The sequence below is a fragment of the Azospirillum largimobile genome (assembly GCF_977007025.2).
This window is the reverse complement of record NZ_CDRMUA020000001.1, coordinates 2,009,468-2,035,351: the sequence shown is the minus strand read 5'-3', so window position 1 is coordinate 2,035,351 and position 25,884 is coordinate 2,009,468. Positions and strand designations below refer to the sequence as shown.

Annotated in this window: 23 protein-coding genes; 10 read left to right on the top strand and 13 right to left on the bottom strand. The window is 67.7% G+C overall.

Annotation, left to right across the window (positions count from 1 at the left end; genetic code table 11):
- Positions 1-178: 178 nt before the first annotated feature.
- The 3 genes from ACWPKK_RS09570 (at position 179) to ACWPKK_RS09560 (ending at position 4,514) form a co-directional block, all read left to right on the top strand.
- Positions 179-1,333: a glycosyltransferase family 2 protein gene (locus ACWPKK_RS09570; RefSeq protein WP_452003172.1), complete on the top strand. Its 1,155-nt coding sequence runs from the start codon at positions 179-181 to the stop codon at positions 1,331-1,333.
- A complete protein-coding gene (locus ACWPKK_RS09565; protein ID WP_452003169.1) occupies positions 1,330-3,090 on the top strand; it encodes an ArnT family glycosyltransferase in 1,761 nt (586 codons plus the stop codon). Before ACWPKK_RS09570 ends, ACWPKK_RS09565 begins: the two co-directional genes overlap by 4 nt.
- Positions 3,091-3,281: 191 nt before the next feature.
- Positions 3,282-4,514, top strand: coding sequence for a serine hydrolase domain-containing protein (locus tag ACWPKK_RS09560; RefSeq protein WP_452003166.1), 1,233 nt, complete (start codon positions 3,282-3,284; stop codon positions 4,512-4,514).
- 13 nt (positions 4,515-4,527) lie between these two features.
- On the opposite strand, the gene ACWPKK_RS09555 is transcribed toward ACWPKK_RS09560, so the two are convergent.
- Entirely contained in the window at positions 4,528-4,938 is a 411-nt protein-coding gene (locus ACWPKK_RS09555) for a nuclear transport factor 2 family protein (protein ID WP_324868542.1), read from the bottom strand.
- 153 nt (positions 4,939-5,091) lie between these two features.
- On the bottom strand, positions 5,092-6,084 hold the full coding sequence (locus ACWPKK_RS09550; protein WP_452003163.1) for a hypothetical protein: 993 nt from the start codon (positions 6,082-6,084) through the stop codon (positions 5,092-5,094).
- Between the two features lie 265 nt (positions 6,085-6,349).
- Between ACWPKK_RS09550 and nadE the strand changes: the two genes are divergently transcribed.
- Positions 6,350-8,005: an NAD(+) synthase gene (gene nadE, locus ACWPKK_RS09545; protein WP_452003161.1), complete on the top strand. Its 1,656-nt coding sequence runs from the start codon at positions 6,350-6,352 to the stop codon at positions 8,003-8,005.
- A gap of 64 nt (positions 8,006-8,069) precedes the next feature.
- Here the strand turns inward: nadE and ACWPKK_RS09540 are convergent, their stop codons facing one another.
- The 3 genes from ACWPKK_RS09540 to elbB all read right to left on the bottom strand — a co-directional run bounded on the left by ACWPKK_RS09540 (position 8,070) and on the right by elbB (position 9,796).
- Positions 8,070-8,294, bottom strand: coding sequence for a hypothetical protein (locus ACWPKK_RS09540; RefSeq protein WP_310112345.1), 225 nt, complete (start codon positions 8,292-8,294; stop codon positions 8,070-8,072).
- Between the two features lie 127 nt (positions 8,295-8,421).
- Positions 8,422-8,991, bottom strand: a complete 570-nt coding sequence (locus tag ACWPKK_RS09535; RefSeq protein WP_324868549.1) for a hypothetical protein — start codon at positions 8,989-8,991, stop codon at positions 8,422-8,424.
- A gap of 136 nt (positions 8,992-9,127) precedes the next feature.
- Positions 9,128-9,796 (bottom strand): isoprenoid biosynthesis glyoxalase ElbB, encoded by a 669-nt coding sequence (elbB, locus tag ACWPKK_RS09530; RefSeq protein ID WP_452003158.1) that lies wholly within the window; start codon positions 9,794-9,796, stop codon positions 9,128-9,130.
- A 180-nt stretch (positions 9,797-9,976) separates the two neighbouring features.
- Between elbB and gltX the strand changes: the two genes are divergently transcribed.
- The 3 genes from gltX to ACWPKK_RS09515 all read left to right on the top strand — a co-directional run bounded on the left by gltX (position 9,977) and on the right by ACWPKK_RS09515 (position 13,453).
- Positions 9,977-11,332 (top strand): glutamate--tRNA ligase, encoded by a 1,356-nt coding sequence (gene gltX, locus ACWPKK_RS09525; protein ID WP_452003155.1) that lies wholly within the window; start codon positions 9,977-9,979, stop codon positions 11,330-11,332.
- A gap of 27 nt (positions 11,333-11,359) precedes the next feature.
- Positions 11,360-12,736, top strand: a complete 1,377-nt coding sequence (cysS, locus tag ACWPKK_RS09520; RefSeq protein WP_452003153.1) for a cysteine--tRNA ligase — start codon at positions 11,360-11,362, stop codon at positions 12,734-12,736.
- Positions 12,737-13,018: 282 nt separating this feature from the next.
- The gene (locus tag ACWPKK_RS09515) at positions 13,019-13,453 is read left to right on the top strand and encodes a DoxX family protein (protein WP_452003150.1); all 435 of its coding nucleotides are present in this window, start codon (positions 13,019-13,021) and stop codon (positions 13,451-13,453) included.
- 72 nt (positions 13,454-13,525) lie between these two features.
- Here the strand turns inward: ACWPKK_RS09515 and ACWPKK_RS09510 are convergent, their stop codons facing one another.
- Entirely contained in the window at positions 13,526-14,152 is a 627-nt protein-coding gene (locus tag ACWPKK_RS09510) for a chemotaxis protein (protein ID WP_324868559.1), read from the bottom strand.
- Positions 14,153-14,157: 5 nt separating this feature from the next.
- Positions 14,158-14,517: a response regulator gene (locus tag ACWPKK_RS09505; protein WP_014248551.1), complete on the bottom strand. Its 360-nt coding sequence runs from the start codon at positions 14,515-14,517 to the stop codon at positions 14,158-14,160.
- A gap of 149 nt (positions 14,518-14,666) precedes the next feature.
- On the opposite strand from ACWPKK_RS09505, the gene ACWPKK_RS09500 reads away from it, so the two are divergent.
- The 3 genes from ACWPKK_RS09500 (at position 14,667) to ACWPKK_RS09490 (ending at position 16,506) form a co-directional block, all read left to right on the top strand.
- Positions 14,667-15,146 (top strand): putative toxin-antitoxin system toxin component, PIN family, encoded by a 480-nt coding sequence (locus tag ACWPKK_RS09500; RefSeq protein WP_452003147.1) that lies wholly within the window; start codon positions 14,667-14,669, stop codon positions 15,144-15,146.
- 146 nt (positions 15,147-15,292) lie between these two features.
- Positions 15,293-15,742 carry a hypothetical protein gene (locus ACWPKK_RS09495; protein WP_452003145.1) on the top strand — a complete coding sequence of 150 codons (450 nt, stop codon included), beginning with the start codon at positions 15,293-15,295 and terminating at the stop codon, positions 15,740-15,742.
- A gap of 176 nt (positions 15,743-15,918) precedes the next feature.
- Entirely contained in the window at positions 15,919-16,506 is a 588-nt protein-coding gene (locus ACWPKK_RS09490) for a DedA family protein (protein ID WP_452003143.1), read from the top strand.
- A gap of 98 nt (positions 16,507-16,604) precedes the next feature.
- On the opposite strand, the gene purL is transcribed toward ACWPKK_RS09490, so the two are convergent.
- The 6 genes from purL to ACWPKK_RS09460 form a co-directional block, all read right to left on the bottom strand.
- Positions 16,605-18,830, bottom strand: a complete 2,226-nt coding sequence (gene purL / locus ACWPKK_RS09485; RefSeq protein WP_452003141.1) for a phosphoribosylformylglycinamidine synthase subunit PurL — start codon at positions 18,828-18,830, stop codon at positions 16,605-16,607.
- Positions 18,827-19,516 carry a phosphoribosylformylglycinamidine synthase subunit PurQ gene (gene purQ / locus ACWPKK_RS09480; protein WP_452003138.1) on the bottom strand — a complete coding sequence of 230 codons (690 nt, stop codon included), beginning with the start codon at positions 19,514-19,516 and terminating at the stop codon, positions 18,827-18,829. Before purQ ends, purL begins: the two co-directional genes overlap by 4 nt.
- A 112-nt stretch (positions 19,517-19,628) precedes the next feature.
- Positions 19,629-20,855 carry an ammonium transporter gene (locus ACWPKK_RS09475; protein WP_452003135.1) on the bottom strand — a complete coding sequence of 409 codons (1,227 nt, stop codon included), beginning with the start codon at positions 20,853-20,855 and terminating at the stop codon, positions 19,629-19,631.
- 211 nt (positions 20,856-21,066) lie between these two features.
- Positions 21,067-22,437 carry a TldD/PmbA family protein gene (locus ACWPKK_RS09470; protein ID WP_452003132.1) on the bottom strand — a complete coding sequence of 457 codons (1,371 nt, stop codon included), beginning with the start codon at positions 22,435-22,437 and terminating at the stop codon, positions 21,067-21,069.
- 367 nt (positions 22,438-22,804) lie between these two features.
- Positions 22,805-24,892, bottom strand: coding sequence for a glycine--tRNA ligase subunit beta (gene glyS, locus ACWPKK_RS09465; protein ID WP_452003130.1), 2,088 nt, complete (start codon positions 24,890-24,892; stop codon positions 22,805-22,807).
- Positions 24,893-24,896: 4 nt separating this feature from the next.
- Entirely contained in the window at positions 24,897-25,793 is an 897-nt protein-coding gene (locus ACWPKK_RS09460; RefSeq protein ID WP_111066940.1) for a glycine--tRNA ligase subunit alpha, read from the bottom strand.
- Positions 25,794-25,884 lie beyond the last annotated feature (91 nt).

Genomic DNA, 25,884 nt, shown 5'->3' with positions numbered 1-25,884 from the left:
CGTCCCGCGGGCGCTTTCACGGGCGGAAAGGCCATTTTTTGTGCCGCGGCGGTCACAGGAGAGGCATTTTGAACATCCCCTGGTATCGTGGTATATGCCAAAGGGCGCAGCGGCCGTCCGGGGTCGTCGCCGATCCCTCTTCCTCCCGGTCTCTGACGCTTTGACCCGACGGCTGGCCATGTCCATTCCCGACGCGCCCATTTCCGCGGCCTCTTCGGATGCCCGCACCGCTTCCGCACGCCGTCCCGGCGATGTCCAGCCACCCACCGGCCAGCCACCCACCGGCCAGCCATCCACCGGCCGGTCGGGCACCGACCGTTCGGGCCGTCCGCGGCGCGGACGCCTGTCGGTGGTCATCCCCTTCTACAACGAAGGTCCCAACATCGACGCCCTGTTCGCCCGGCTCACCCCGGTGCTGGACGGGCTGGAGATGGATTGGGAGGTGGTCTGCGTCAACGACGGCAGCCGCGACGACACCGTCGACCGTTTGCTGGACGTCCATGACCGCGACCCGCGGGTGAAGGTGGTCGACCTGTCGCGCAACTTCGGCAAGGAGTTGGCGCTGTCCGCCGGGCTCAGCCACACCACCGGCGACGCCGTGGTGCCGATGGACGCCGACCTGCAGCATCCGCCGGAACTGCTGCCGGCCTTCATCGCCAAATGGCGCGAGGGGTTCGACGTGGTCGTCGCCGTACGGCACGCCCGCGTCGGGCAGAGCCTGAAGCACCGGCTGTTCGCCAAGCTGTTCTACTGGGTTTTCGACCATCTGTCGGAGATCAAGCTTCCGCGCGAGGTCGGTGATTTCCGCCTGATGGACCGCCGCGTGGTCGAGGTGATCAACCGGATGCCGGAGCGCACGCGCTTCATGAAGGGCATCTTCGCCTGGGTCGGCTTCCGGCAGGCCGCCATCCCCTATGAACAGGGGGAGCGCGCCGGGGGCGACACCAAATGGGGCTTCGTCAAGCTTCTGCGCCTGTCCTTCGATGGTCTGACCGCCTTCTCCACCTTCCCCCTGCGGGTCTGGAGCCTGGTGGGCATGGCCGTGTCGGGCGTGGCCTTCGTTTACATCCTTATCCGGCTGGTCCGCACGCTGCTCCACGGCGTCGACGTGCCCGGCTATGAATCGCTGCTGGTCGCGGTGCTGTTCCTGGGCGGTATCCAACTGATCACGCTGGGCATCATCGGCGACTATCTGGGCCGCGTCTTCGCAGAGGTAAAGGGCAGACCGCTGTTCATCGTACGCTCAGCCCACGGCTTCGGTCCGTCGGATGAGGAGCACGAGCACCAGTTCGATCCGGTCGGCAATCCGGCGGGTCAGGAGCGGCGGCGATGAGCATCGAGACCCGCCTGCGCACCGGCGACGAAGATGCCGGTGACGGGATGCCCGCCGCCCGACGCCGTCCCTCCGGAACCGCCCCGCCATCCCCCGCCTCCGGTATCGCCACTGCCGCCGGCCTCGCACTGCCGCGCGGCGAGGCGGCGCTGTGGGACGGGCTGTCGCGCGCACTGCTGCTGGGGCTGTTGATCCTTGCCGCCCTGACCTTCCTCAGCTACGGCATCAGCACGGACGAGGAGGTGCAGCACATCTACGGCAAGAAGCTGCTGTCCTACTACACCAGTTTCTTCCAGGACCGTTCTGCTTTCCATTTCAAGGATCTGGCCTATTACGGCGGACTGTTCGACCTCGTCACCGCCGTCATCGTGCCCTTTTCCCCCTTCGAGGAATACGAGACGCGGCATCTGCTCTGCGCGCTGGTCGGCGTGCTGGGCATTGCCGGGACATGGCGCTACACCCGGCTGCTGGCCGGCCCGCGCGCAGGCTTCATCGCCGCGGCGCTGCTGTCGCTGAGCGGTGTCTATTACGGTGCAATGTTCAACAACACCAAGGACGTGCCGTTCGCGGCCGGAATGGTGTGGACGCTCTATTTCGCCACCCGCATCCTCAAGCAGCTGCCGCGGCCCAACCGCAGCGCGGTGCTGAAGTTCGGGCTGGTGCTGGGCCTGACGCTGGCGATCCGCGTCGGCGGGGTGCTGGCCGGTTTCTATCTCGCGGTCGCCATGGCTCTGCATTTCGCCCTGGTGACGCGGCAGGAGGGGCATCGCTGGGCACTGGTCGATGCGCGCGGCGCCTTCCTGTCCCTGTGGCCGGCGATCCCCGTCGCCTATGCGATCATGGCCGTGTTCTGGCCCTGGGTCGTGCAGAGGCCGTTCCGCAATCCCCTGGAGGCGCTGCGCGTCGTCTCGCACTTCCCCATCGACATCCAGACCCTGTTCATGGGCGAACTGGTCCATTCCAACGACCCGCCTGCCCTGTATCTGCCGGTCTATCTGGCGGTGAAGCTGCCGGAAGCGGTGGTGATCGGCGTCGCCGCGGCGGTGGTGCTGGCCGGGATCTGGCTGGCCCGCGGCGGCTGGCGGCGGACCGGCGCCTTCACGCTGGTGCGCTACACCCCACTGGCGCTGGCGGGCTTCCTGCCGATCCTGCTGTTCATCCTGATGCGGCCGTCGGTCTACAACGGCATCCGCCATTTCCTGTTCCTGGTGCCGCCCTTCGTGGTGATGGCCGCCATCGCCGCCGACCGGCTGTGGACGCTGTGCCAGCGCGGCGGCCGGGCGCTGGGGCAGGGCTTCGCCGCCGCGATGACCGTGGTCGCGGTGGTGTACGCGTGGCAGCTGGGCGCCATGCATCCGAACCAGTACGTGTACTACAACCAGTTCGTCGGAGGCGTACGGGGCGCCGACGGCAAGTTCGAACTGGATTACTGGGGCAATTCCCTGCATGAAGCGCTGCAGGAACTGATCGAGTATGTCGAGCGCGAGAACGACGGCCGCCCCCCGCCGCGGCAGTATACCCTGACCGTCTGCGGCAACACGCTGGCAGTCCGGTTCGAACTGCCGCCCTGGCTGCGTCTGGTCAACGGGATCGAGCCGGACTGGCGCAAGGCCGACTTCTTCCTGGCCTTCACCCAGGTGAAGCGTTGCCCGTCGCTGCTGGACGGCCATCCGATCCTGGAGATCGCGGCCGACGACGTTCCGCTGTCCATCGTCAAGGACCGCCGTCCGCCAAAGGCTGATGTCCCGACCGAATGACCGCCCCACTGAATGACCGCCCGGCCGAATGCCCGGCTGAAGTGACCGGTTGAGGCAGCGCGGGTGGTTGGGGAGTACCCCCCACCGCTCCGCCGCCGTCTTTCGCCGAATCGCCCTTCGCGGCCCTGTCCGCCCGTCGACCCTCCCCCCACTCTCCGAACCTGCGATTTTGAGGCCGGGCGGAGGCGGGGATGCGGCGCAGGCTGCTCTTGGGCGTTTTATGTCTGCTGCTGTGGAGTGTTCCCCTCGGCCCGACCGGGGCCATCGGACTCGATCGATCCGGTGAGAGGAGCGGCGATCCGCTGGCCGACTTGGTGACCCGCGCGGTGGAGGAGCGCCAGCCGCCGGCCGGGGCGGGCAGTCTGGTCGTCGGCGTGATCCGCGACGGCCAGACGCTGGTGGTCGGGCGCGGCGACGCCGGGCGTCCGGACGGCGGACCGGCGGACGGGCGCACGCTGTTCCAGATCGCCTCCCTCACCAAGCCTTTCACCGGCACCATCATGGCGGAATTGGTGCGGGAGGGCCGCCTGTCCCCCGACGATCCGCTGGAACGGCATTTGCGGCGCGTCGGGCCGGTGCAGGTCGCCCATCTGCCGGACCATGACGGCCTGCGCATCCGCCTGCGCGACCTTGCCACCCACACCGCCGGCCTGCCCAGCGTGCCGGAGACCCCGCGGTTTTCCTGGAACCGGCTGGAGGATCCGCGCAATCCCTACAAGCCACTGTCGCGGGCCGAACTCGGGCTGTGGCTGTCCGGCTATCGGTTGCCGGTGCCGCCGGGCGTGCGCTTCAGCTACTCCAACGCCGGCATGGCGGTGCTGGGGGAGGCGCTTTCCGCCGCCGCCGGCCAATCCTTTGACGCCCTGCTGAAGCGGGTGGTGACCGACCGCTTCGGCCTGCGCGACACCACCCTGCAGCCGACGGCGGAGCAGCGGGCGCGCAAGGCGGCCGGCCACGCCCGCGGCCGGATCGTGCCGGACTGGGAGGCGCCGGCGATGCTGCCGGCCTTCGGCCTCTACTCCTCCGCCGACGACATGCTGCGCTGGCTGTCCGCCAACCTGGGCGACTGTCCCGGCCGCGCCGCCGGACCGGACGGACAGGGCTGCGCCCCCGCGGCATCGGCGACCCTGGCCCTGGCGCAGACGGTGCAGGTCGATGGCCGGGCTCTGGCCGACGCGGGAAGCCTGGGGGCCGGGGCGATGGCGCTCGGCTGGTTCGTTGCCTGGGCGGGGGATGGAACGCCGATCCATTGGCATTCCGGCTCCACCGGCGGCTTCAACGCCTACATCGCCTTTTCGAAGGCGCATCGCTGGGGCGTGGTGGCGCTGACCAACAGCGATCCCGATCAGGTCACCGCCGATCGGGTCGTGATCGACCTCGTCCGCCATCTTGAAACCCGGCCGGAGGTGGCGAGCCTGCCCTGAGCCGGCACCGTCTTCAATGCAGGCGGCGCGGTGCCTTGGCGGGGACCTCCACGTCGGCGCGGGCCTGGGCGATCGGACCGGCCTGATGGTGGGCAAGACGCCAGCTGCCGTTTTCCCGTGCGAACAGGTTGGTGGCGGCCAGCACGGCACCACCCAGCGTCTCCTCGCAGACCACGAGGGCGGTGTCGCCATGCAGGGTGACGCGCTCGTTCCGCGCCTCGACGGTGATGCCGCTGGGAGCGCGCAGAACGTCGCGCCAGCTGGTCAGCACGGCATCGCGGCCGAACAGGGCGGTCCAGCCGGGATGAATGCAGGACACGGGCAGCGTCTCCGCCCACAGCGCTTCCATCGCGGCGGCGTCGCGGTTGGTGAAGGCGCGGTAGAAGGCCTGGTTCAGGGCCAGCAGCGTGTCGCGGTCGGTCATGACTTCTGTCCGGGCGATGGTTCCGGGAACGGGTGAGGCACGGCTGTCCGGCCGGCGTCAGTCCGCTTGTAATGAAGCCATCCGGCATGGGCAAGCGCCGGTCCGGTCGGTTCCGGGCCGGCGCTGTGACAAGTTGGATGCGAAAAAAGCGCCTCAGGCCTTGAGGTCGACGCTCTGCGGCTTCGCAGTCGAGCCCGACGCCGAGGCTGCCGCCGCTTCCTTCACCGCCGCGCCGTCCTTGCCGCTGGACAACCCGGCAACCGGGGCGGACAGGTCGAGCGTCAAATGGGTGACGCCGTCCTTGGAGGTGGTCGGCTTCAGCACCGCCAGCCCCTTCATCCCGTCGCCGCCGGACTTGGAGGCCATGTCGTTCAGCTTGCCGAGGATGTCCTTGATCTCGTCCTCGCTGAAGCCTTCGGAACGGACGATCATGCCGGTGGACTTTCCGGTGGCCGTGGTGGTCATGCCCATGGCGCTCAGCTCCATGTCGCCACCCTTGCCCAGGGAGGCCTGGAGCCGCTGGTCGTCGCGGCGGAAGTCCAGGGTCGATTTGGCGAAGGAGATGCGGACGCTGCGGTCGCCGTCCTGGATCTCCAGTTCGATCCCGTGGGATTCGATCGACCATTGCGACTGTGTGGCCTGCATGTCCACCGACATTTGGCTGAGGTCCATGCCGTCCAGCTTGGATTTCAGCTTGTCGCCGAAGCCGCTGACCGCGTCGTCGATGCGGTTCTTCGGAACGCCCAGCATGCTCAGCGTGTCGCCCAGTCCCTGCTTCAGCGCGTCGATGCCCTTGCCGAACATGCCGGCCAGATCGTTGCCGTGGTCCAGCGCCGACTGCATCAGCGACTGCGCCTGTTTGGCGCGGTCGACGCCGCTGTTGCCGGCCGCCAGGGCGCCACCCCCGCCCGCCCCCTGGGCGCCGCCCTTGCCGGTCATGCTGTCCAGCAGCGATTCCATGGACTGGCTGATGGTGTAGGCCGGCGACTGGCTCTTCTTATCCGCCTTGTCGCCATCGACCGATTTCGCGTCCGATTTGGCCAGCGCGTCCTTCGCCGTGCCGGCCGTCTTTGACGAGCCGTTCTGCACAGCCGTGGACAGCACCGACGGTTTGCCGTTCGGGCCGCTGAGCTCCGCGTAATACATGGATGCCCCCGCATCGCGTAGTTTGTGTGCAAGTGGAAGCATGACGCCGGCAACCTTTACCAGTTGTTAATTTCGGACACTTCTTTGAATGATTGAAACAACTTCGTTACCTTACTAATCGTCGAAGTCTTCATATCTTCTCTATCCAAGCTTTTCGCCACTTGTTCCGCCTGCGTGACGACCTGCGACGAGCGGCGGCTTTCGCCCGGCCGGGGGCGCTGCTACCCTGATGGCAAAAGGACCCGCAAGAAGGGAACCAGCCATCATGACCGACCGACTTTCCATCGCGCTCGCCCAGGCCGATCCGGCCGCCGGCAGTCTCGCCGCCAACGCCGACCGCATCCGCGCCGCCCGGGCGGAGGCCGCAGCCCGTGGCGCCGACCTCGTCGTTTGCCCGGCCGGCGCGCTGTCCGGCGTTCCTCTGCTGGATTTGATCGCCCAGCCCGCCTTCCTCGACGCCGTAGAGGCGACGGCCCGGGCGCTGGCGGCGGATACCGCCGATGGCGGACCGGCCTTGCTGGTCGGTGCCCCCTGCCGTGACGGCGCCAAGCGGCACAATGCCGCTCTGCTGCTCGACGCGGGCAAGATCGCCGCGGTTCGTTTCCAGGCCGAAATGGGTGGTGGCGAGATTGGCGCACCGGAGGATGACCGTTTCGACATCGGTCCGATGCCGGGACCGGTGAATGTCCGTGGCGTGCGCGTCGGCCTGCTGGTCGGCGGCGATCTTGCGAGCGCCGACGTGACGGAAACGCTGGCCGAAAGCGGCGCCGAACTGCTGGTCGCGCTGCTGGCCAGCCCCTTCGCCCCCGGCCGTGCCGATGATCGGGTGCAAGCCGCCGTCGCGCGGGTGGTGGAGTGCGGCCTGCCCCTGGTCGCGGTGAACGCGGTCGGTGGCGAGGATGAGCGGGTGTTCGACGGCGGCAGCTTCGCCCTCGCGTCCGGCGGCCGGCTGGTTGCCCAGGCCCCGCTGTTCGCCGAGCATCTGCTGCTGTCTCGCTGGGAACGTGGTGACGATGATTCCTGGGACAGTTCCGAAGCCGAAATGATTGCCCCGGTCGAGGGGACGGAGGCGCTTTACAGTGCGCTGATGCTGGGTCTGCGCGACGCAGTGGCAAAAGGCGGCGCGCCGGGCGTGGTGGTCGGCCTGACGGGCGGGCTGGACTCGGCGTTGACCGCCGCCATCGCCGTCGATGCGCTCGGGCCGGAGCGGGTGCTGGCCGTCCGCGCCCCGCTGCCGGGCAGCGAGGTCGATGCGCTGGCGGACAGCCTGGACGATGCGGCCGAAATCGTCGAGTTGCTGGGCTGCCGCCTGGACAATGTGGCGCTGGGTCCGGTGTTGAAGGCTGCCGACTCGCTGCTGGCGCCCGCCTTTGCCGGGCGCGAGTCGGCCGGTGCGGCGGACCGGCTGCATGCCCGTCTGCGCGCCGCCACATTGGCGGCGCTGGCGGAGCGGATGGGGGCGCTGCTTTTGTCGACCGCCGACCGCACCGACCGGCTGCTCGGCCTCGTGCCGGAGGAGTCGGGCTGCGGCTATGCCGTGCTGGCCGACCTGCCGAAGACCGAGGTGCTGGAACTGGCGCGCTGGCGCAACGTCAACCAGCCGGCGGGATCGCGCGGGCCGGCCGGCCGGGTGGTTCCGGAACGTGTGCTGGCGCGTCGGTTGAAGGCCGCGACGCCGGCCGGATTGCCGCCGGTCGAGGCATTGGACGATCTGCTGAGCGGCCTTCTCGACGGCGGCCTTTCGCCGGCCGATCTCGCCGGGCGCGGACATGCGGCCGAGACGGTGGATCTGGTCTGGCGGATGGTGGTTCAGGCGGAAACGGACCGCCGAAGGTCGCCGCCGGGGCCGCGGGTCTCGCGCCAAGCCGTCGCGCGGCTGCGGCGCCTTCCCGCCGGCGGGGGTGTCATCGATCTGGCTTGAGAGGATTGGAGCGCGAAGGGGAGCGAACGGCCCCCCTTCGCATGTCCTTTTGCCGGACCGGGCGTCAGCCGCGGGTCAGCTTGATGATCGTGGCGATCATGCCGAAGCTCCACAGCACGGCCGGCAGCACAATCCAGGTCGGATGGAAGATGATCGCCAGCGGCATGATGAAAATCAGCAGCATGGCCGGGAAGACGAGATAGGGAGAGTTGCCCCAGTTGGTCAGCAACCCGGCCGGGTTCTCGTCTTCACCGAAGTAAGCATCGGCGGTAACCGCTTGGTCCGTCATCTCTATCACCCAAAATTTTTGTGGTTATTCCCTGTCCCGCACTGCAGCAGGACGTCGGTTCATACCCCACGATGCTTTGGGTGACCAGAGCCTGGCCTTGGCCGTTGCTTTCGACTTTGGTCGGAGGCTATGCAGCCTCGGTGAGCGCCAGCTGCGGACGGCGCAGGCTGGACTGGATGGTGAAGGGCGCGCGGACGCCGCCGTTGAACAGCTCGGCGCATTCCAGGGCCTTCAGCACACGCTCCTCCGGCGGCTGCCCGGCGGTGGAGGCAAGAGAGCCCAGCGCATAGTCGGAGCCGCAGCCGATGGCGTGATAGCCGCGCACCGCCTCGCCGACCTGATAATCGGACTGAACGGTGAACAGACGGCCTTCCAGCCCCACCATGAACGTGCCGCCGGTCTCCACGTCGTTGGAGCGGTGGGCGTATCCGCCATCCTTCAGGCAATTACGCACGGCATCGACGAAGTCCACCACCATGTAGCGGAAGAGATCGGTGTCGCCGTCGCGCGACGGAACCTCCAGCCGGTAATGCAGCAGCTGGCCCATGCGGAAGGAACTGGTGAAGCCGATCAGGCAATCGCCGTTGCGGAACACCTTGGTATCGGCGCGCACCGTGATGTCCAGGCCGTTCACCCCGGCACTGTCGCCGCCCATCCACACCCGATCGCCTTCCACCAATCCCACAATGCAGGTCATCGCCAGCCCTCGCCCGATAAATACGAAACTGAGGCAAAGGGTGTGGGAAGCCGGTTAATGAATTATTGCCCAGCTTTGTGACATTACGGGTGGAAAAGGGGGTACGGCTACCCCCTTTGTCGTCCGATTCACTTGATCACTTCGCCAGATCGACCAGAGCCTTGACCGTATTCTCTGCGCCCTCGGCAATCTGGAGCAGATTGGCATCCAGCATGTAGCAGGGCGAGGTGACGATCTTCAGCCCCGGATCGACCACGATTTCGCCATGGGTGGTGGTGCGGTGGATGGCGCCCATCGTCTCCAGCGCGGCGGCGGTGCCGGGGTCGTTGCCGATTGTCAGTTCCACCCCCTGCTGGCCTAGGATCTTGGCGAGAATGGCCGGCGCGATGCACAGCGCGCCGATCGGCTTGCCGGCGGCGCGCATGGCGGCGACGGCGGCGACCACCTGAGGGTTGACCGAACAGTCGGCACCCTTGAACGCGAAGTCGCTGAGGTTCTTGGCGGCGCCGAAACCGCCTGGGAAGATCAGCGCATCGACGTCGCCGGCCGAGAAGTCGCTGAGCGGGGTGATCTTGCCGCGGGCGATGCGGGCCGATTCGACCAGCACGTTGCGGCTCTCGCCGGTCTCCTGGCCGGTCAGGTGGTTGACGACATGGGCCTGCGGGATGTCGGGGGCATAGCACACCGCCACGGCGCCCACCTTGGCGATGGCCAGCAGGGTGCAGACGGCCTCGTGGATTTCCGCGCCGTCATACACGCCGCAACCCGACAGCACGACGCCGATGCGCAAGCTCTTGTCCGCCATAGGATGTCTCCGAGTTTGGATTTGCCGCCAAGCTAACGCAGGTGGACGGCCGCGCCTACCACGCCAACGGCCGCATCATCCCATCTGTTGCGCGGATGCATCGGTTCCGGACCGCTTTCGGAAGATGCGCCGGCCGTGCTAGGACTGCCCGCCTGTCCCGTCTGCAGATCGAGTCCAGCCATGTCCACCGCCGTCCGCTTCGCCCCCAGCCCGACCGGCCGCATCCATGTCGGCAATGTGCGCCTGGCGCTCGTCAACTGGCTGTTCGCGCGCAAGACCGGCGGCAGCTTCATGTTCCGGCTGGACGACACCGACGAGGAGCGCTCCACCCAGGAGTTCGCCGACGGCATCGCCGCCGACCTGACCTGGCTCGGCCTCACCTGGGATCGTTTCGCCCGCGAAAGCGACCGCTATCCGCGCTATGACGAGGTTGCAGCGGCTCTGAAGGCCGCCGGCCGGCTCTATCCCTGCTACGAGACGCCGGAGGAACTGAACCTCAAGCGCGCCAGTCTGGTGTCGCAGGGCCGCCCGCCGATCTACGACCGTGCCGCGCTGCGCCTGACCGACGAGGACCGCGCCCGGCTGGAAGGGGAGGGGCGCAAAGCCCATTGGCGCTTCAAGCTGAATCCGACTCCGGTGGAATGGACCGACCTCGTCCGTGGGCCGGTGCGGTTCGAAGGCACGGTGCTGAGCGACCCGGTGCTGATCCGCGAGGATGGCAGGCCGCTCTACACCCTGACCAGCGTGGTGGACGACGCCGACTTCGCCATCACCCACATCATCCGCGGCGAGGACCATGTCGCCAACACCGCGGTGCAGATCCAGATCTTCGAGGCGCTGGGTGCCGCCTTTGGTGCCGCCGTGCCGTCCTTCGCGCATCTGCCGCTGCTGACCGATGCCGGTGGGCAGGGGCTGTCGAAGCGGCTGGGCAGCCTGTCGGTCGGCAGCCTGCGCGACGAGGACGGCATCGAGCCGATGGCGGTCAACAGCCTGCTGGCCAAGCTCGGCACCTCCGACCCCATCGAGGCGCGGCAGACGCTGGACGAGCTGGTGGCGGAGTTCGACCTGTCGAAGATCGCCCGCGGCACCCCGAAATTCGACCCGGAGGAACTGGGCCGGCTGAACGCCCGCATCCTGCACCTGACGTCGTTCGACGCGGTGGCCGACCGGCTGGAGGCGCTGGGCCTGACCGGCGCCGACGCCGCCTTCTGGGAGGCGGTGCGGCCCAATCTGGCGCGGCTGAGCGACGCAGGCGACTGGTGGGCGGTGACCCATGCGCCGGTGACGCCGGTGGTCGAGGATGCCGGCTTCCTGACCCAGGCGGCGGCGCTGCTGCCCGACGAGCCGTGGGACCTCGGCACCTGGGGCGCCTGGACCAACGCGGTGAAGGGGGCGACGGGGCGCAAGGGCAAGGAGCTGTTCCTTCCTCTGCGCCGGGCGCTGACCGGGCGCGACCATGGACCGGAATTGAAGAACCTGCTACCCCTGATCGGACGGGCGCGCAGCCTCCGGCGACTGGCCGGCGAAACCGCCTGAAACCTTCTTATTCCAGGAGTTCGGACCGTGCCGTTGGACCTCTACAACACGCTGACCCGCCGTAAGGAGCGCTTCGAGCCGCTTCGCCCGGACCATGTCGGCATGTATGTCTGTGGTCCGACCGTCTACGACACCGCCCATATCGGCAATGCCCGGCCCGTGGTGGTGTTCGACCTGCTGTTCCGGCTGCTGTCGCGGCTCTATCCGGCGGTGACCTATGTCCGCAACATCACCGATGTCGACGACAAGATCATCGACCGCGCGCGGGACAGCGGGGAGCCGATCGACGCGTTGACCGCACGCACCACCGACCTGTTCCATGCCGACATGGACGCGCTGAACGCGCTCCGCCCAACCATCGAGCCGCGGGCGACCCAGCATATCGGCCAGATGATCGCGCTGATCGCCACGCTGATCGAACGCGGCAACGCCTATGCGGCCGAAGGGCATGTGCTGTTCTCCGTGCCGTCGATGCCCAGCTACGGGCAACTCTCCCGCCGCTCGCTGGAGGACATGATCGCCGGCGCGCGGGTGGAGGTGGCGCCCTACAAGCGCGACTCCTCGGACTTCGTGCTGTGGAAGCCCAGCACGCCCGACCAGCCCGGCTGGGACAGCCCATGGGGCCGCGGCCGTCCGGGTTGGCACATCGAATGCTCCGCCATGGCGAAGGAGCATCTGGGCGCAACCTTCGACATCCATGGCGGCGGGCTGGACCTGATCTTCCCGCACCATGAGAACGAGATCGCGCAGAGCTGCTGCGCCAACGGCACCGAACGGCTGGCCCGCACCTGGGTCCACAACGGCTTCGTGACGGTCGAAGGCGAGAAGATGTCGAAGTCTCTCGGCAACTTCTTCACCGTGCACGACCTGCTGGACGAGTTCCCCGGCGAGGCGATCCGCCTGACCCTGCTGAGCGCCCATTACCGCCAGCCGCTGGACTTCACCCGCGAGGGCATCCGGCAGGCCAAGGGCGCGCTCGACCGCTGGTATCAGGCCCTGCGCGGCGAGCCGGTGCCGGCGGCTGGCGAGGTGCCCTTCGACGTTCTGGCGGCGCTGGAGGACGACCTGAACAGCCCGCTCGCCATCGCGCATTTGCACGAGCTGGCCACCGCGGTGAACAAGGCGAAGAGCGATGCGGAGAAGGCCGCGGCCAAGGGCGCGCTGCTGGCCGCCGGTCGGCAGCTCGGCCTGTTGCAGCAGGACCCGGAGGCGTGGTTCCGCTGGGCGCCGACAGGCGGGGCCGAAGGGCTGAGCGACGCCGACGTCGAGCAGCTGATCGCCGATCGCAAGGCCGCCCGCGCGGCGAAGAACTTCGCCGAGGCGGACCGCATCCGCAAGGAACTGGCCGACAAGGGCATCGTTCTTGAGGACGGCCCGCAGGGCACGACCTGGAAGCGGGGGTGAGAAGGGAAGCTCCCCTCTCCCCCCTGGGGAGAGGGTTAGGGTGAGGGGGGAGCGTGGCAGGCCTTTACCAAGAATCCTCTCTGTGCATCCCCCTCACCCCGCCCCTCTCCCCAGGGGGGAGAGGGAGTTGAGGCCGGAGAGGGCACAGTTCCCGGGAATTGTCCCTCCGGCCACAACAAATCTTCGCCAACTCCGCAGATTATCGCGCGGATCGATCCGGCTAATCTCCTCTTCAGACGAAACGCGGTCCCAACCGACCGCCTGACAGAGGAGACCCTGACCATGATCGACAATCGCACCGCTCCCTATGCCGCCTTCCTGCTGCGCGTCGGCCTCGGCCTGCTGTTCCTGGCCCACGGCTTGGTGCTGAAGGTGATGACCTTCTCCATTCCCGGTACCGTCGGCTATTTCGAGAGCATCGGTTATCCCGGCATCTTCGCCTATCTCGTGATCCTTGGCGAGATCGGCGGCGGACTTCTGCTGATTGCCGGTGTCTATACCCGCTGGATCGCGTTGGCCCTGCTGCCGATCATGATCGGCGCCACGCTGCAGCATGTCGGCAATGGCTGGGTGTTCAGCGCACAGGGTGGCGGCTGGGAATTTCCGGCCTTCTGGACGGTCCTGCTGGTCGTGCAGTCGCTTCTGGGTGACGGCGCCTTCGCGGTGAAGGTTCCGGCGCTGGGCACCGCCGCTGCCGGCCAGCGCGAACTGGCCTGATCCGGGAACACGAACGCCACCCGACGATGGGTGGAACGGGGGAGGGGGCACAATGCCGCCTCCCCTTTCTTGTTAAAGCCCCGCCAACGCCCGGCGGATCGCCTCGCGGAAGGCATCCAGCGATGCGATGTCCAGCAGGAACAGCGCATGCCCGCGCGCATCGCCCGCCGCCAGCGCCATGTCGATGCGCACGAACAGCACGGGGTCGGTTGCGGATCCGATGACCGACGCCGGGACACCGGCGCCATAGCCCGGAACCGCCCCCGACAATTCGCCACCGATCAGGTTCGACAGGCTGGCGAGGCAGCCGTTCAGGATGATGTTGCCGATCTCGGTCAGCGCGTCCTGCTCCATCTCGCCCGGCGCCTCGGCGGCAGGATCGACGGGGACCAGCCGGCCGACGAGGGCCAGCGTGCCGCGTTCGGGAAAGATCAGCATCGCTTCGCCGGTGAAGGGCCCGGTGAAGGCGCCGCGGACGGCGCAGACCGGCTGGTCGCCCTCCAGGTCGCCGCCGACTTCCCGGGTGATGCGGGCGCGGGTCGACACGGCGAAGGACGGCACCGACAGAAGCACTTCCTCCCCCAGCATGGAGCTGAGGGCGGCGGCCGGTTCGCCCATGCCGATGTTGAACAACTCGGCGATGGCGTCGGCCTCGTCGTCGTCCAGGCGCAGGGGGTCCCCCGATGCGGGCTCTGCCATCGGCGTCACTGCCCGGCCGCGGCGAGGAAGTCGCGGATCTTGTCCGAGGTGATCGGCTTGGCGATGAAACGGACGCCCAGGGCCTCGGCCTTGCGCCGCAGCGCGTCCTGGACGTTGGCGGTCAGCAGGCCGATGGTGAGGCCGGTGAAGCGTTCCTTCAGCCGTTCGGCGAGCGCCAGACCGTCCATGCCCGGCATGTTGTAGTCGACGATGGCGGCGGCCGGCGGCACCTCTCCGACGATCTCCAGGGCCTCTTCGCCGCTCGCGGCCGTGACGATGGTCCAGTCGGGCCGCAGCGAAGCGATGACGCTGGAGACCATGTTGCGCGCCAGTCGGCTGTCGTCGACGACGAGGATGCTGGTCATGCCGATATTTCCGTCCTAAAGATTCCGTTCAGACCTCGCGGGTTTCTTACCGCAAACCGGTCCGCCCCACAACAGAGGCCTCGCCAGGGGCCTGAGTTCTTCAACCTTTACAGCCTTCCGATATATCAATGTTCGCCCAGGACAACACAGTGCCCGAACCGTTTCGTCCGCCGAACCCCACCCCGGTCCGCGCCAAGGTGCGTGCCGTGCTCGATACCAACATCCTGGTGGCCTATGCGCTGCTGGGCGACACGGCCATCCGGCGCCAGGACGCGATCCGCCGCTGCGTGGAGCGCGTGCGTGAGGATGGCGGGCTGACCGGCAGCAGCGAAACGCTGGCGGAACTGGAGGAGGTGCTGATGCGCCCGACCTTCGACCGCTACGCCACCGCGGCCGATCGCCGCGCCTTCCTCGACCGCATCAGGGCGGAAACCGTGCTGGTAGAGCCGGCGGCGGTCGGCCGCCTGTGCCGTGATCCGGAGGACGACATGTTCCTGGCCGCCGCCGTCGGCGGGTCAGTGCCCTGGCTGGTCACCGTCGACCGCCAACTCCTGTCGGTGCGCCGGGCCGGGGAGGCAAGGGTTCTGCGGCCCGAACGCTTCCTGGCCGCCCTGGATGCGGAGTGCTGATCGGACAGCCCCACAGAATCCACTCGACAAACGGGACGCTCTTCCTAGAATGAAAAGAGAACACATCGCAAACCGCGAGTGAACGGGAATGGCTGCGGCGACGGTGACGCCGCGCCGATGGTGGAGTGCAGGGGGCATCTGCAGCGATGAGCGTCCAACGGCTTCTGTTCGACGACCTGCCGGAGACGGAACCGGCGCGCAAGCCGCGCCGCAGCCGGACGGCCGGCGCCGCGGCAACCATGGCCGCACAGGTGGCGGTCGACGTGGTGCGGGAGGCTGCCCCCCTGCCCAGGGCCGCGGTGCTCGCGGCCGGCGTGGCGACGCTGCCGCTGGCCCCGCCTGCCCCTCCGCCGCCGCCGCCTGCGTTCGACCCGGCTGCGCTGTCCAATCCGGAGTTGCGGGCGCTGGTGCAGGCGTTGCCCAACCAGCGGTTGGCCCATCTGCTGATCGAGGCCGCGCGGGAACTGAAGCGCCGCGCCGCGCCGGACCGCAGCGATCCGGACGGCGATGACGGCGATATGCCGCAGGAGCCGAACCAGGCCCTGCTGCGTGCCGCAAGGCAGGCGGTGGGGGAACTGTCGGGTGACGACTTCTGATCGGTTGGGTGTTCCTGGGGGCACTCCTTAGTCAAGAAAGTTTCCGAGACAAACGACGCGCCTTTATGTCATGATCGTCCTCAGCCCGCGTTTTACATGCCGCATCGCACAATAAAGCGGCCGTCTGACGTCATCGGGCCCGCCGAACCCACAAGCGACGTCTCCCGGAGGGGGCTTTGGACTGGATTACTTGGTTGCAGGAATGGGGGAACGCCTTTTACCCGCTGGCCTTTGTCTGGGCCTTTTTTGAAGGTGAAACATTTGTAATCTTCGGCGGGATGGGTGCAAAGCTCGGGATCATCAATCTATACTGGTTGGTTGGCACCGTCTGGATCGGCAGCTTCATGGGCGATCAGGTCTGGTTCTGGCTGGGCCGCCGCTGGGGCAACAGGGCGCTCGCGCGCTTTCCCTCGGCCGAGGTGCATGCCAGCCGGGTGCTGCGCTGGCTTGAGAAATACGGCGTCGCCTTCATCCTGGTCTTCCGCTTTCTCTACGGTGTGCGGAACATCGCGTCGGTCGCCATCGGCACCTCGCGCATGCCGTGGTCCCGCTTCCTGTTCTGGAACTTCATCGCCGCCGGTATCTGGGCCTGGAGCTTCGCCGGTGCGGGCTACCTGTTCGGCGAAGCCGCTGCCGCCATCGGCGAGGACGGCCCGAAGATCCTGGTGCTGTCCGCTCTGGCCATCGGCGGCCTGTGGCTCACCATCAAGAGCATCCTCTGGGTCCGCCGCCGGGCGCTGGCTGCGACCAATCCGGCGGAGTGAGGCGCCTGACCTGAGAAGGTTGGGAGGCGTCCGCCGGTCCTAAAAAGGCACACGAATAAAAAGGGGCCGCTTCATCCGAAGCAGCCCCTTTTTTTGTCTTACAGCTCGGCCGCCATGTAGGTCGGCAGCCAGCTTTCGTTGGCATCGCGCAGGCGCTTCAGCGACACGATGTCGCCGCCGCGGCCCGACAGCGCCGTGCCGCGGGTTTCGCCCAGAACGGTGACCGGGACGCCGGCCGCCTTCGCCTTCTCCTGCACCGACGCGGCGACGTCCGCATGGACGGCCAGGACGTAGCGGCCCTGGTCCTCGCCGAACAGCACGCGCGGGCTGGCACCGTCGAAGGCGGTCAGATAGGCGCCGACACCGCCGGCCAGCGCCATCTCGGCGATGGTGACGATCAGGCCACCGTCGGCCACGTCGTGGCTGGACACCACCCGACCCTCACGGATCAGGCTGCGGACGAAGTCGCCGTTGCGGCGCTCCACCGCCAGATCGACCGGCGGGGGAGCCCCCTCCTCGCGGCCGAGGATCTCGCGCAGGAAGATCGACTGGCCGATATGGCCCTTCGTGTCGCCCACCGCGAGGATCACGTCGCCCTCACCTCGGAAGGCGATGCCGACCGCGATCATCGCGTCCGGCATGATGCCGACGCCGCCGATGGCCGGGGTCGGCAGGATGGCCTCGCCGTTCGTCTCGTTGTAGAGCGAGACGTTGCCCGACACGACCGGGAAGTCCAGCGCCTTGCAGGCCTCGCCGATGCCCTGAACGGCGCCGACGAACTGGCCCATGATCCGCGGCTTCTCGGGGTTGCCGAAGTTCATGTTGTCGGTGATGGCGAGCGGCAGGGCGCCCACCGCCGACAGGTTGCGCCACGCCTCGGCCACGGCCTGCTTGCCGCCCTCGACCGGGTCGGCCAGGCAGTAGCGCGGGGTGCAGTCGGTGGTGATGGCGACCGCCTTGGTCTGGCCCGGCACGCGGACGACCGCAGCGTCGGCCTGACCCGACATGAAGCGGGTGTCGCCGCCGACGAGGCTGTCATACTGCTCCCAAATCCAGCGCTTGGAAGCGAGGTCGGGGCAGCCGAATAGCTTGGTCAGGGTGTCGCCGAGATCGGCGGAATAACCGGCCAGCGCGCTGTCGTCGACATCCGAAGCTTTCGGCGTCGGCTCCCACGGGCGGTTGTACTCGGGCGCGGCGTTGGACACCGGGGCGATCGGCATGTCGCACCAGGTCTCGCCATACATCTTGATGACGAGGTTGCCGGTGTCGGTCAGGTGGCCGATGACGGCGAAGTCCAGCTCCCACTTGTCGAAGATGGCCTTCGCCACCTCCTCGCGGCCGGGCTTCAGGATGATCAGCATGCGCTCCTGGCTTTCGGAGAGCATGATCTCATAGGGCGTCATCGCCTGTTCGCGCATCGGCAGGGTGTCGAGCGTCAGCTCGATGCCCAGACCGCCCTTGCCGGCCATCTCGACCGAGGAAGAGGTCAGGCCGGCGGCGCCCATGTCCTGGATGGCGACGATGGCGTCCGTCTCCATCAGCTCCAGGCAGGCTTCGATCAGCAGCTTTTCGGTGAAGGGATCGCCGACCTGCACGGTCGGGCGCTTCTCCTCCGAATCCTCGGTGAACTCGGCCGACGCCATGGTGGCGCCGTGGATGCCGTCGCGGCCGGTCTTGGACCCGACATAGACGACCGGATTGCCGATGCCGGCGGCGGCCGAATAGAAGATCTTATCGGTCTTGGCGACACCCACGGTCATGGCGTTGACCAGGATGTTGCCGTTGAAGGCCGGGTGGAAGTTGGTCTCGCCGCCCACGGTCGGCACGCCGACGCAGTTGCCGTAATGGGCGATGCCGGCGACCACGCCCGACACCAGGTGGCGGGTCTTGGAATGGTCGGGCGAGCCGAAACGCAGCGCGTTCATGTTGGCGATGGGTCGGGCGCCCATGGTGAACACGTCGCGCAGGATGCCGCCGACGCCCGTCGCCGCGCCCTGGAAGGGCTCGATGTAGGACGGGTGGTTGTGGCTTTCCATCTTGAAGATGACGGCGTCGCCGTCGCCGATGTCGACCACGCCGGCATTCTCGCCGGGGCCGCAGATCACCTGCGGGCCGGTGGTCGGCAGCGTCTTCAGCCACACCTTGGACGACTTGTAGGAGCAATGCTCCGACCACATGACCGAAATGATGCCCAGTTCGGTGAAGGTCGGGGTGCGGCCCAGAATGTCCAGGGCGTTCCGGTATTCCTCGGCGGACAGGCCGAACTCCTTGGCGAGCTCGACGGTGACCGGACGCTCCTGCGCCTTGGTAGCTTCAGCGCTCACGACAGGGCCTCCACCAGACCTTCGAACATGGGCTTGCCGTCGGTGTTGCCGTGCAGGGCCTCCACCGCGTCCTCGGGGTGCGGCATCAGGCCCAGCACGGTGCGCTTGGCGTTGAAGATGCCGGCGATGTCCGTGACCGAACCGTTGGGATTGCCGCGCGGATCGGCGCGGGTCTCGTCGGCGATGTAGCGGAAGGCCACTTGGCCCTCGCCGTCCAGACGCTTCACCGTTTCGGCGTCGGTCCAATAGTTGCCGTCGCCATGGGCGATCGGGTAACGGACGACCTGACCCTTGGCGTATTTCGCCGTGAAGGGGCTGTCGGTGTTCTCCACCCGCAGATGCTGGACGCGGCAAATGAACTTCAGTCCGCCGTTGCGCATCAGCGCGCCGGGCAGCAGACCGGCCTCGGTGATGATCTGAAAGCCGTTGCAGATGCCGAGCACCCGCACGCCCTGATCGGCCCGCGCCTTCACCTCGCGCATGATCGGCGAATGCGCCGCCATGGCGCCGGAGCGCAGGTAATCGCCATAGGAGAAGCCGCCGGGCACGACGATCAGGTCGACCTTGGGCAGTTCGGTGTCGCGGTGCCAGACCAGATGAGGCTTGGACCCGCTGACGGCCTCCAGCGCGGCGACGGCGTCGCGTTCGCGGTTGGAGCCGGGGAAAACGACGATGGCGGCCTTCATGGGGCGGTCAAAATCCGGCGTCGTGAGGGGGAGGAGTTCGCGCCGGACACTAAAGCCGCCGCCCCGGCAAAGCAAGAGTCGGCCAAGGGGCGGCGGAGTTGTGTGCGGCGCATTACATACCCGGCGCATCCTCTTCCGGGTAGGCGGTGATGTGGTGCAACGACAGGTCGGCGCCCTTGTACTCCTGTTCGGGGTCGAGGCGGATGCCGACGGTGACGCGCAGCAGGCCGTAGACCGCCAGACCGGCGGCGAATCCGAAGCCGGCGCCGCCCAGTGTGCCGACGATCTGGCTGAGGATCGACACCCCGCCCAGGCCGCCCAGCGCCTCCTGCCCGAAGACGCCGGCCAGCAGGCCGCCGGTCAGGCCGCACAGCCCGTGCAGCGGCCAGACGCCCAGCACGTCGTCGATCTTCCAGTCGATCTGGCACTTGTTGAAGGCCCAGACGAACAGCAGGCCGGCGACGCCGCCGGTGATCAGCGCCCCCAGCGGGTGCATGACGTCGGAGCCGGCGCAGACCGCCACCAGACCGGCCAGCGCGCCGTTGTGGACGAAGCCGGGATCGGTGCGGCTGATCACCAGCGAGGTGACGATGCCGCCGACCATCGCCATCAGCGAGTTCAGCGCGACCAGACCGGTCACGCCGTCCAGAACCTGCGCGCTCATCACGTTGAAGCCGAACCAGCCCACGCACAGCACCCAGGCGCCCAGCGCCAGGAAGGGGATGTTCGACGGCGGGATGGCGACCAGCGACCCGTTGGCACGGTAGCGGCCACGGCGGTTGCCCAGGTTCAGCACGGCGCCCAGCGCCACCCAGCCGCCGAAGGCATGCACCACCACCGATCCGGCGAAATCATGGAAGGGCTGGCCGAAGGTGGCGGCCATCCAGCTTTGCAGGCCGAAGCGGGTGCCCCACACCGTGCCTTCCATCAGCGGATAGAACAGCGCGATCAGCGCCAGGGTGGCGCCGGCCTGCGGCCAGAAGCGGGCACGCTCGGCGATGCCGCCCGACACGATGGCCGGCACCGCGGCGGCGAAGGTCGCCAGGAAGAAGAACTTCACGAGGTCATAGCCATAGGCCGCGAAGCCGCCGCTGCCCTTCCCGACCAGCGTATGGGCGTCGGCGAAGAAGTCGATGCCGTAGGCGACGGTGTAGCCGATGAAGAAGTAGGCGATCGTCGACATGGCGAAGTCCGACAGGATCTTCACCAGCGCGTTGACCTGATTCTTGCGCCGGACCGTTCCAACCTCCAGCAGGGCGAAGCCACAGTGCATGGCCAGCACCATCACCGCGCCCATCAGCACGAAAAGAACGTCGCCACCCGTCTTTGCCGCATCCATTTGCACAAGCCTTCAGCAAATAGCCTAAAAAAGTGGCAAATTGCTAACAGATCAGGCAAATACGCGCAAGGGCCTAGCTGACGTTTGGCTAGGCAGCGTGGCGGAAATGCAGCACAAAAAGCGGGCGAACCCGCTTTGGGTTGCCCGCTGTCTGCGCAAGAACGATGCCAAGTGATGAATGGGTGGGCGGAGATGTCTCCGCCCTCAACGCTTACATGCCGGCGATGGTCATGCCGTCGATGCGCACGGTCGGCGCGTCCATGCCGAAGCGCAGTTCCAGATCGTCGGCGGCTTCCATGTTCAGGAACATGTCCTTGAGGTTGCCGGCGATGGTGATCTCGTTGACCGGATAGGCGATCTGGCCGTTTTCGATCCAGAAACCACCGGCGCCGCGGCTGTAATCGCCGGTGACGCCGTTGACGCCCATGCCCATCAGGTCGGTGAGGTAGAAGCCGTCCTTGATCTCCGCCAGGATATCGGCGCGGCTGCGCTTTCCGGCAGCCATATAGACGTTGGCCGGGGCTGGGCCGGGCGGGCCGGAGGTGCCGCGCGCGGCGTGGCCGGTGGTCTGCAGGCCGAGTTGCCGGGCGGAGCGCAGGTCGAGCAGCCAGGTGGTCAGTACGCCGTCCTCGATCAGGGTGCGGCGTTTCACCTCGACACCCTCGGCATCGAAGGGGCGGGAGCGCAGGCCGCGCTTCACATGCGGGTCGTCGACGATGGTGATGGAGGGGGCAAAGATCTGCTGCCCCATCTTGTCCTTCAGGAAGCTGGTGCCGCGGGCGATGCTGGGGCCGCTGATGGCGCCGGTCAGGTGCCCGAGCAGGCCGCGCGACACTCGCGGGTCGAACACCACCGGCACCTTGCAGCTCTTGACCCGGCGTGGGTTCAGGCGGCGGACCGCGCGCTCGCCGGCCTCGCGGCCGATTTCGGCGGCATCGCGCAGGTCGGCGCCATAGACCTTGCTGTCAAAGTCGTAGTCGCGCTCCATCCCTGTCCCGGTCCCGACGATGACGGACGCCGACAGCGACTGGCGCGACACGCCGTAGGTGCCGGCGAAGCCGTTGGACGCGGCGATGGCGATGGTCGAGCGGCTCCAGCCGGCATCTGCGCCTTCGGAATTGGTGACGCCTTGAACCGCCAGCGCCGCCTCTTCGGCGATGCGGGCGCGCTCGATCAGCGTTTCCGAGGACGGTTCCTCACTGTCGCAGATGTCGAGGTCGGGCCAGCTGCGGGCCAGCTGTTCGGGATCGGCGATGCCGGCAAAGCCGTCCTCCGGCACCACGCGGGCCATGGCGATGGCGCGCTCGACCAGCTCGTCCAGCGCCTTGGTGCTGCGGTCGGTGGAAGAGACGATGGCCTGCCGCTTGCCGACGAACACCCGAAGGCCGAGATCGCCGGATTCGGACCGCTCCAGCTTTTCGGTCTTGCCCAGCCGCTGGGCGAGGGACACGGACGCGCTGTCGAACAGCACGGCGTCGGCGGCATCCGCCCCGGCGGCGCGCGCCTTGGCGATCAGGTCGTCCAGCAGGTTCAGGACCCCGGACGGATCCGTCCGGTGCTGGTCGTTCGGCGAAACGGTCATCAGGCTCTCCGGTTGGTCTCCTGTCTGTCTAGCAAATGGGAGGGCAACGCGGAACGGGGAAGAGGTCAGGGCGATCGCATATGGGGATTCGAGCAACGACTTTGCGTGTCGGATGCCCTTCTCCCCTTGTGGGAGAAGGGTTGGGATGAGGGGTGCGGAGGCCGTAGGCCCTTGGGAACATTGGATTTGCCACCCCTCACCCCAACCCCTCTCCCACAAGGGGAGAGGGGCATTTCCCTCCAAAGAACTCCAAATGCGATTTCCCTGGGGAAGAGGTCAAATGGCCGACCGCCCGTCTAAGCGGCCATGTGATGCCTGCGTTTCGCGGAACGGGAAGGAGGAGGGGGCGCGAACGCCCCCTCCGGACTCAGCCCTCGATCTTCGAGAAGTCGGCGACCGTGTTCAGGGTCGTGCGGATCTGCGTCAGCAGGCGCAGGCGGTTGGCGCGCAGGTCCTTGTCCTCCGCGTTCACCGTGACCTTGTCGAAGAAGGCATCCCCCGGGCCGCGCAGCTTCGCCAGCGCCGCCATGGTGCCGGTGAAGTCCTCCGCGTCCAGCAGCGGCTTCGCGGTGGCCGAAGCCTCGTTCAGCGCGGCGAACAGCGCCTTTTCCTCGTCCTGGGCCAGACGTGCGGCATCGACCGGCTGGTCGAAGCTCGCACCGTCCTTCTTCTCCTCGATGCGGACGATGTTGGAGGCGCGCTTGTAGGCCGCCAGCAGGTTGGCGCCCTCGTCGGAGCCGACGAACGCCTGCAGAGCCTTCACGCGGGCCAGCAGCCGCACCAGATCGTCCTCGCCGCCAAGCGCGAACACGGCGTCGACCAGATCGTGGCGCACGCCCTGCTCGCGCAGCACCACCTTCAGGCGGTCGGCGAAGAAGGACATCAGATCGCCGCCGACACTGCCGGCCGGGGCGAAGCCGCTGACTTTGTAGGCGCCATGGGCGGCCGCGAAAACCTCCGACAGCTTCACCCGAAGCCCGTTCTCCAGCACCAGCCGGATCACGCCCAGCGCAGCGCGACGCAGCGCGTAGGGGTCCTTCGAGCCCGTGGGCTTCTCGTCGATGGCGAAGAAGCCGACCAGCGTGTCGATCTTGTCGGCCAGCGCCACCGCCACCGAAACCGGCGCAGTCGGGCAAGAGTCCGACGGTCCGAGCGGCTTGTAATGGTCAGCGATCGCGTTGGCGACGTCGGCGCTCTCGCCCTGGCCCAGAGCGTAGTAGCGGCCCATGATCCCCTGGACCTCGGGGAACTCTCCGACCACCTCGGTCACCAGATCGGCCTTGCACAGCAGGGCGGCGCGGCTGGCGGCGTCGCTGTCGGCGCCGATGGCGCGGGCGATTTCGGCGGCCAGCAGTTGCACGCGGGTGACCTTCTCGGCCACCGTGCCCAGCTTAGCATGGAAGGTGATCTTCTCCAGCGCCGGGACGCGGGCTTCCAGCTTGGTCTTGCGGTCCTGGTCCCAGAAGAACTTGGCGTCGGACAGGCGGGCGCGCAGCACGCGCTCGTTACCGGCGACCACGGCCTTGCCGCCGTCCAGCGTCTCGGTGTTCGCCACGACGATGAAGCGCGGGGCCATCTTGCCCTCGGCATCCAGCACGGCGAAATACTTCTGGTGGGTGCGCATGGAGGTGATGAGAACCTCCGACGGCACGTCCATGAAGCTCTCGTCGATGCCGCCCATCAGCACGACCGGCCATTCGACGAGGCCGGCGACCTCCTCCAGCAGGGCGTCGTCGGGCGACAGGGTCAGGCCCTGGGCCTTGGCCAGCGCCTCGGCGTCGGCCTTGATCTTGGCCTTGCGCTCCTCGCGGTCCAGCACGACCTTGGCGGCGCGCAGCTTCTCCCGGTAGTCGGCGAAGCTCTCCACGGTGAAGGCGTCGGGCGCCAGGAAGCGGTGGCCGCGGGTGGCGTTGCCGAAGGCGATGCGGCCCTGGGTGCCGCCGATGTCATAGCCGCCGTCGAGCACGCGCCCGCCGAACAGGGCGATGATCGAGTGCAGCGGACGGACCCAGCGCACGGTGCCGGTGCCCCAGCGCATCGATTTCGGCCAGGGCAGCTCGGCCATGGCGGCGGGGATGATCTCCGCCAGCACCTCGGCGGTCTCGCGGCCCTTCTTCTCGGCCACCGCGAAATAGAACACGCCTTTGCCGGTGTCGCGCTGTTCGCACTGGTCGAGGCTGTCGAGGCCGGTCGACTTCAGGAAGCCGGCGACCGCCTGCTCCGGCGAGCCGACGCGCGGACCCTTCTTTTCCTCGCGCACGTCGGCGGTGCGCTCCGGCAGCCCGTCGACCACCAGGGCCAGCCGGCGCGGGGTGGAGTGCGCTTCGGCCTTGGCGAAGGTCAGGCCGTTCGCCGCCAGCTTGTCGGTGACGAGGCGCTTCAGGTCGTCGGCGGCCCGCGCCTGCATGCGGGCGGGGATTTCTTCGGAGAAGAATTCGATCAGGAGTTCGGTCATGGGATTACTTCGCCCCCGTCCAGGCTTCGCAGCAGGCCTTGGCCAGCGCGCGCACGCGGCCGATATAGGCGGCGCGCTCGACAACGCTGATCACGCCGCGGGCGTCCAGCAGGTTGAACAGATGCGACGCCTTGATGCACTGGTCATAGGCGGGCAGCGCAAGATTCTGCGCCACCAGCGCCTGGCACTCGGCCTCGGCGTCCTTGAAATGCTGGAGCAGCATGTCGGTGTTGGCGAACTCGAAATTGTGCTTCGAGTATTCGACCTCGGCGCGCTTGAACACGTCGCCGTACTTCACCCCCTGGCCGTTGAAGTCCAGGTCGTAGACATTCTCCACGCCCTGCACATACATGGCGAGGCGCTCCAGCCCATAGGTCAGCTCGACCGCGACGGGGTCGCATTCGATGCCGCCGACCTGCTGGAAATAGGTGTACTGCGTCACTTCCATGCCGTCGCACCACACTTCCCAGCCCAGGCCCCAGGCGCCCAGCGTCGGGCTTTCCCAGTCGTCCTCGACGAAGCGGATGTCGTGCAGCGCCGGGTCGATGCCGATGGCGCGCAGGCTTTCCAGGTACAGCTCCTGCGCGTTGGCCGGCGAGGGCTTCATGATGACCTGGTACTGGTAATAGTGCTGCAGGCGGTTGGGGTTCTCGCCATAGCGGCCGTCCTTCGGCCGGCGCGACGGCTGGACATAGGCCGCCTTCCAGGGATCGGGACCCAGCGCGCGCAGCGTGGTCGCGGGGTGGAAGGTGCCGGCGCCGACCTCCATGTCGTAGGGCTGCAGGATGACGCAACCCTGCTCCGACCAGAACTGGTGGAGCTTGAGGATCAGGGCCTGGAACGACAGGCCGCGGCGGTCGGCGGAATTCCCGCCGTCGGAAGTCCCGATCTGGGAGGCCATGGACGGTCCACAATAGAAATGTTGAAAACGCGCCGCACGATAGGCGGGCGCCACCGTCAAATCAAGCCGCAGCGCGGCGGATCGCGGCGCG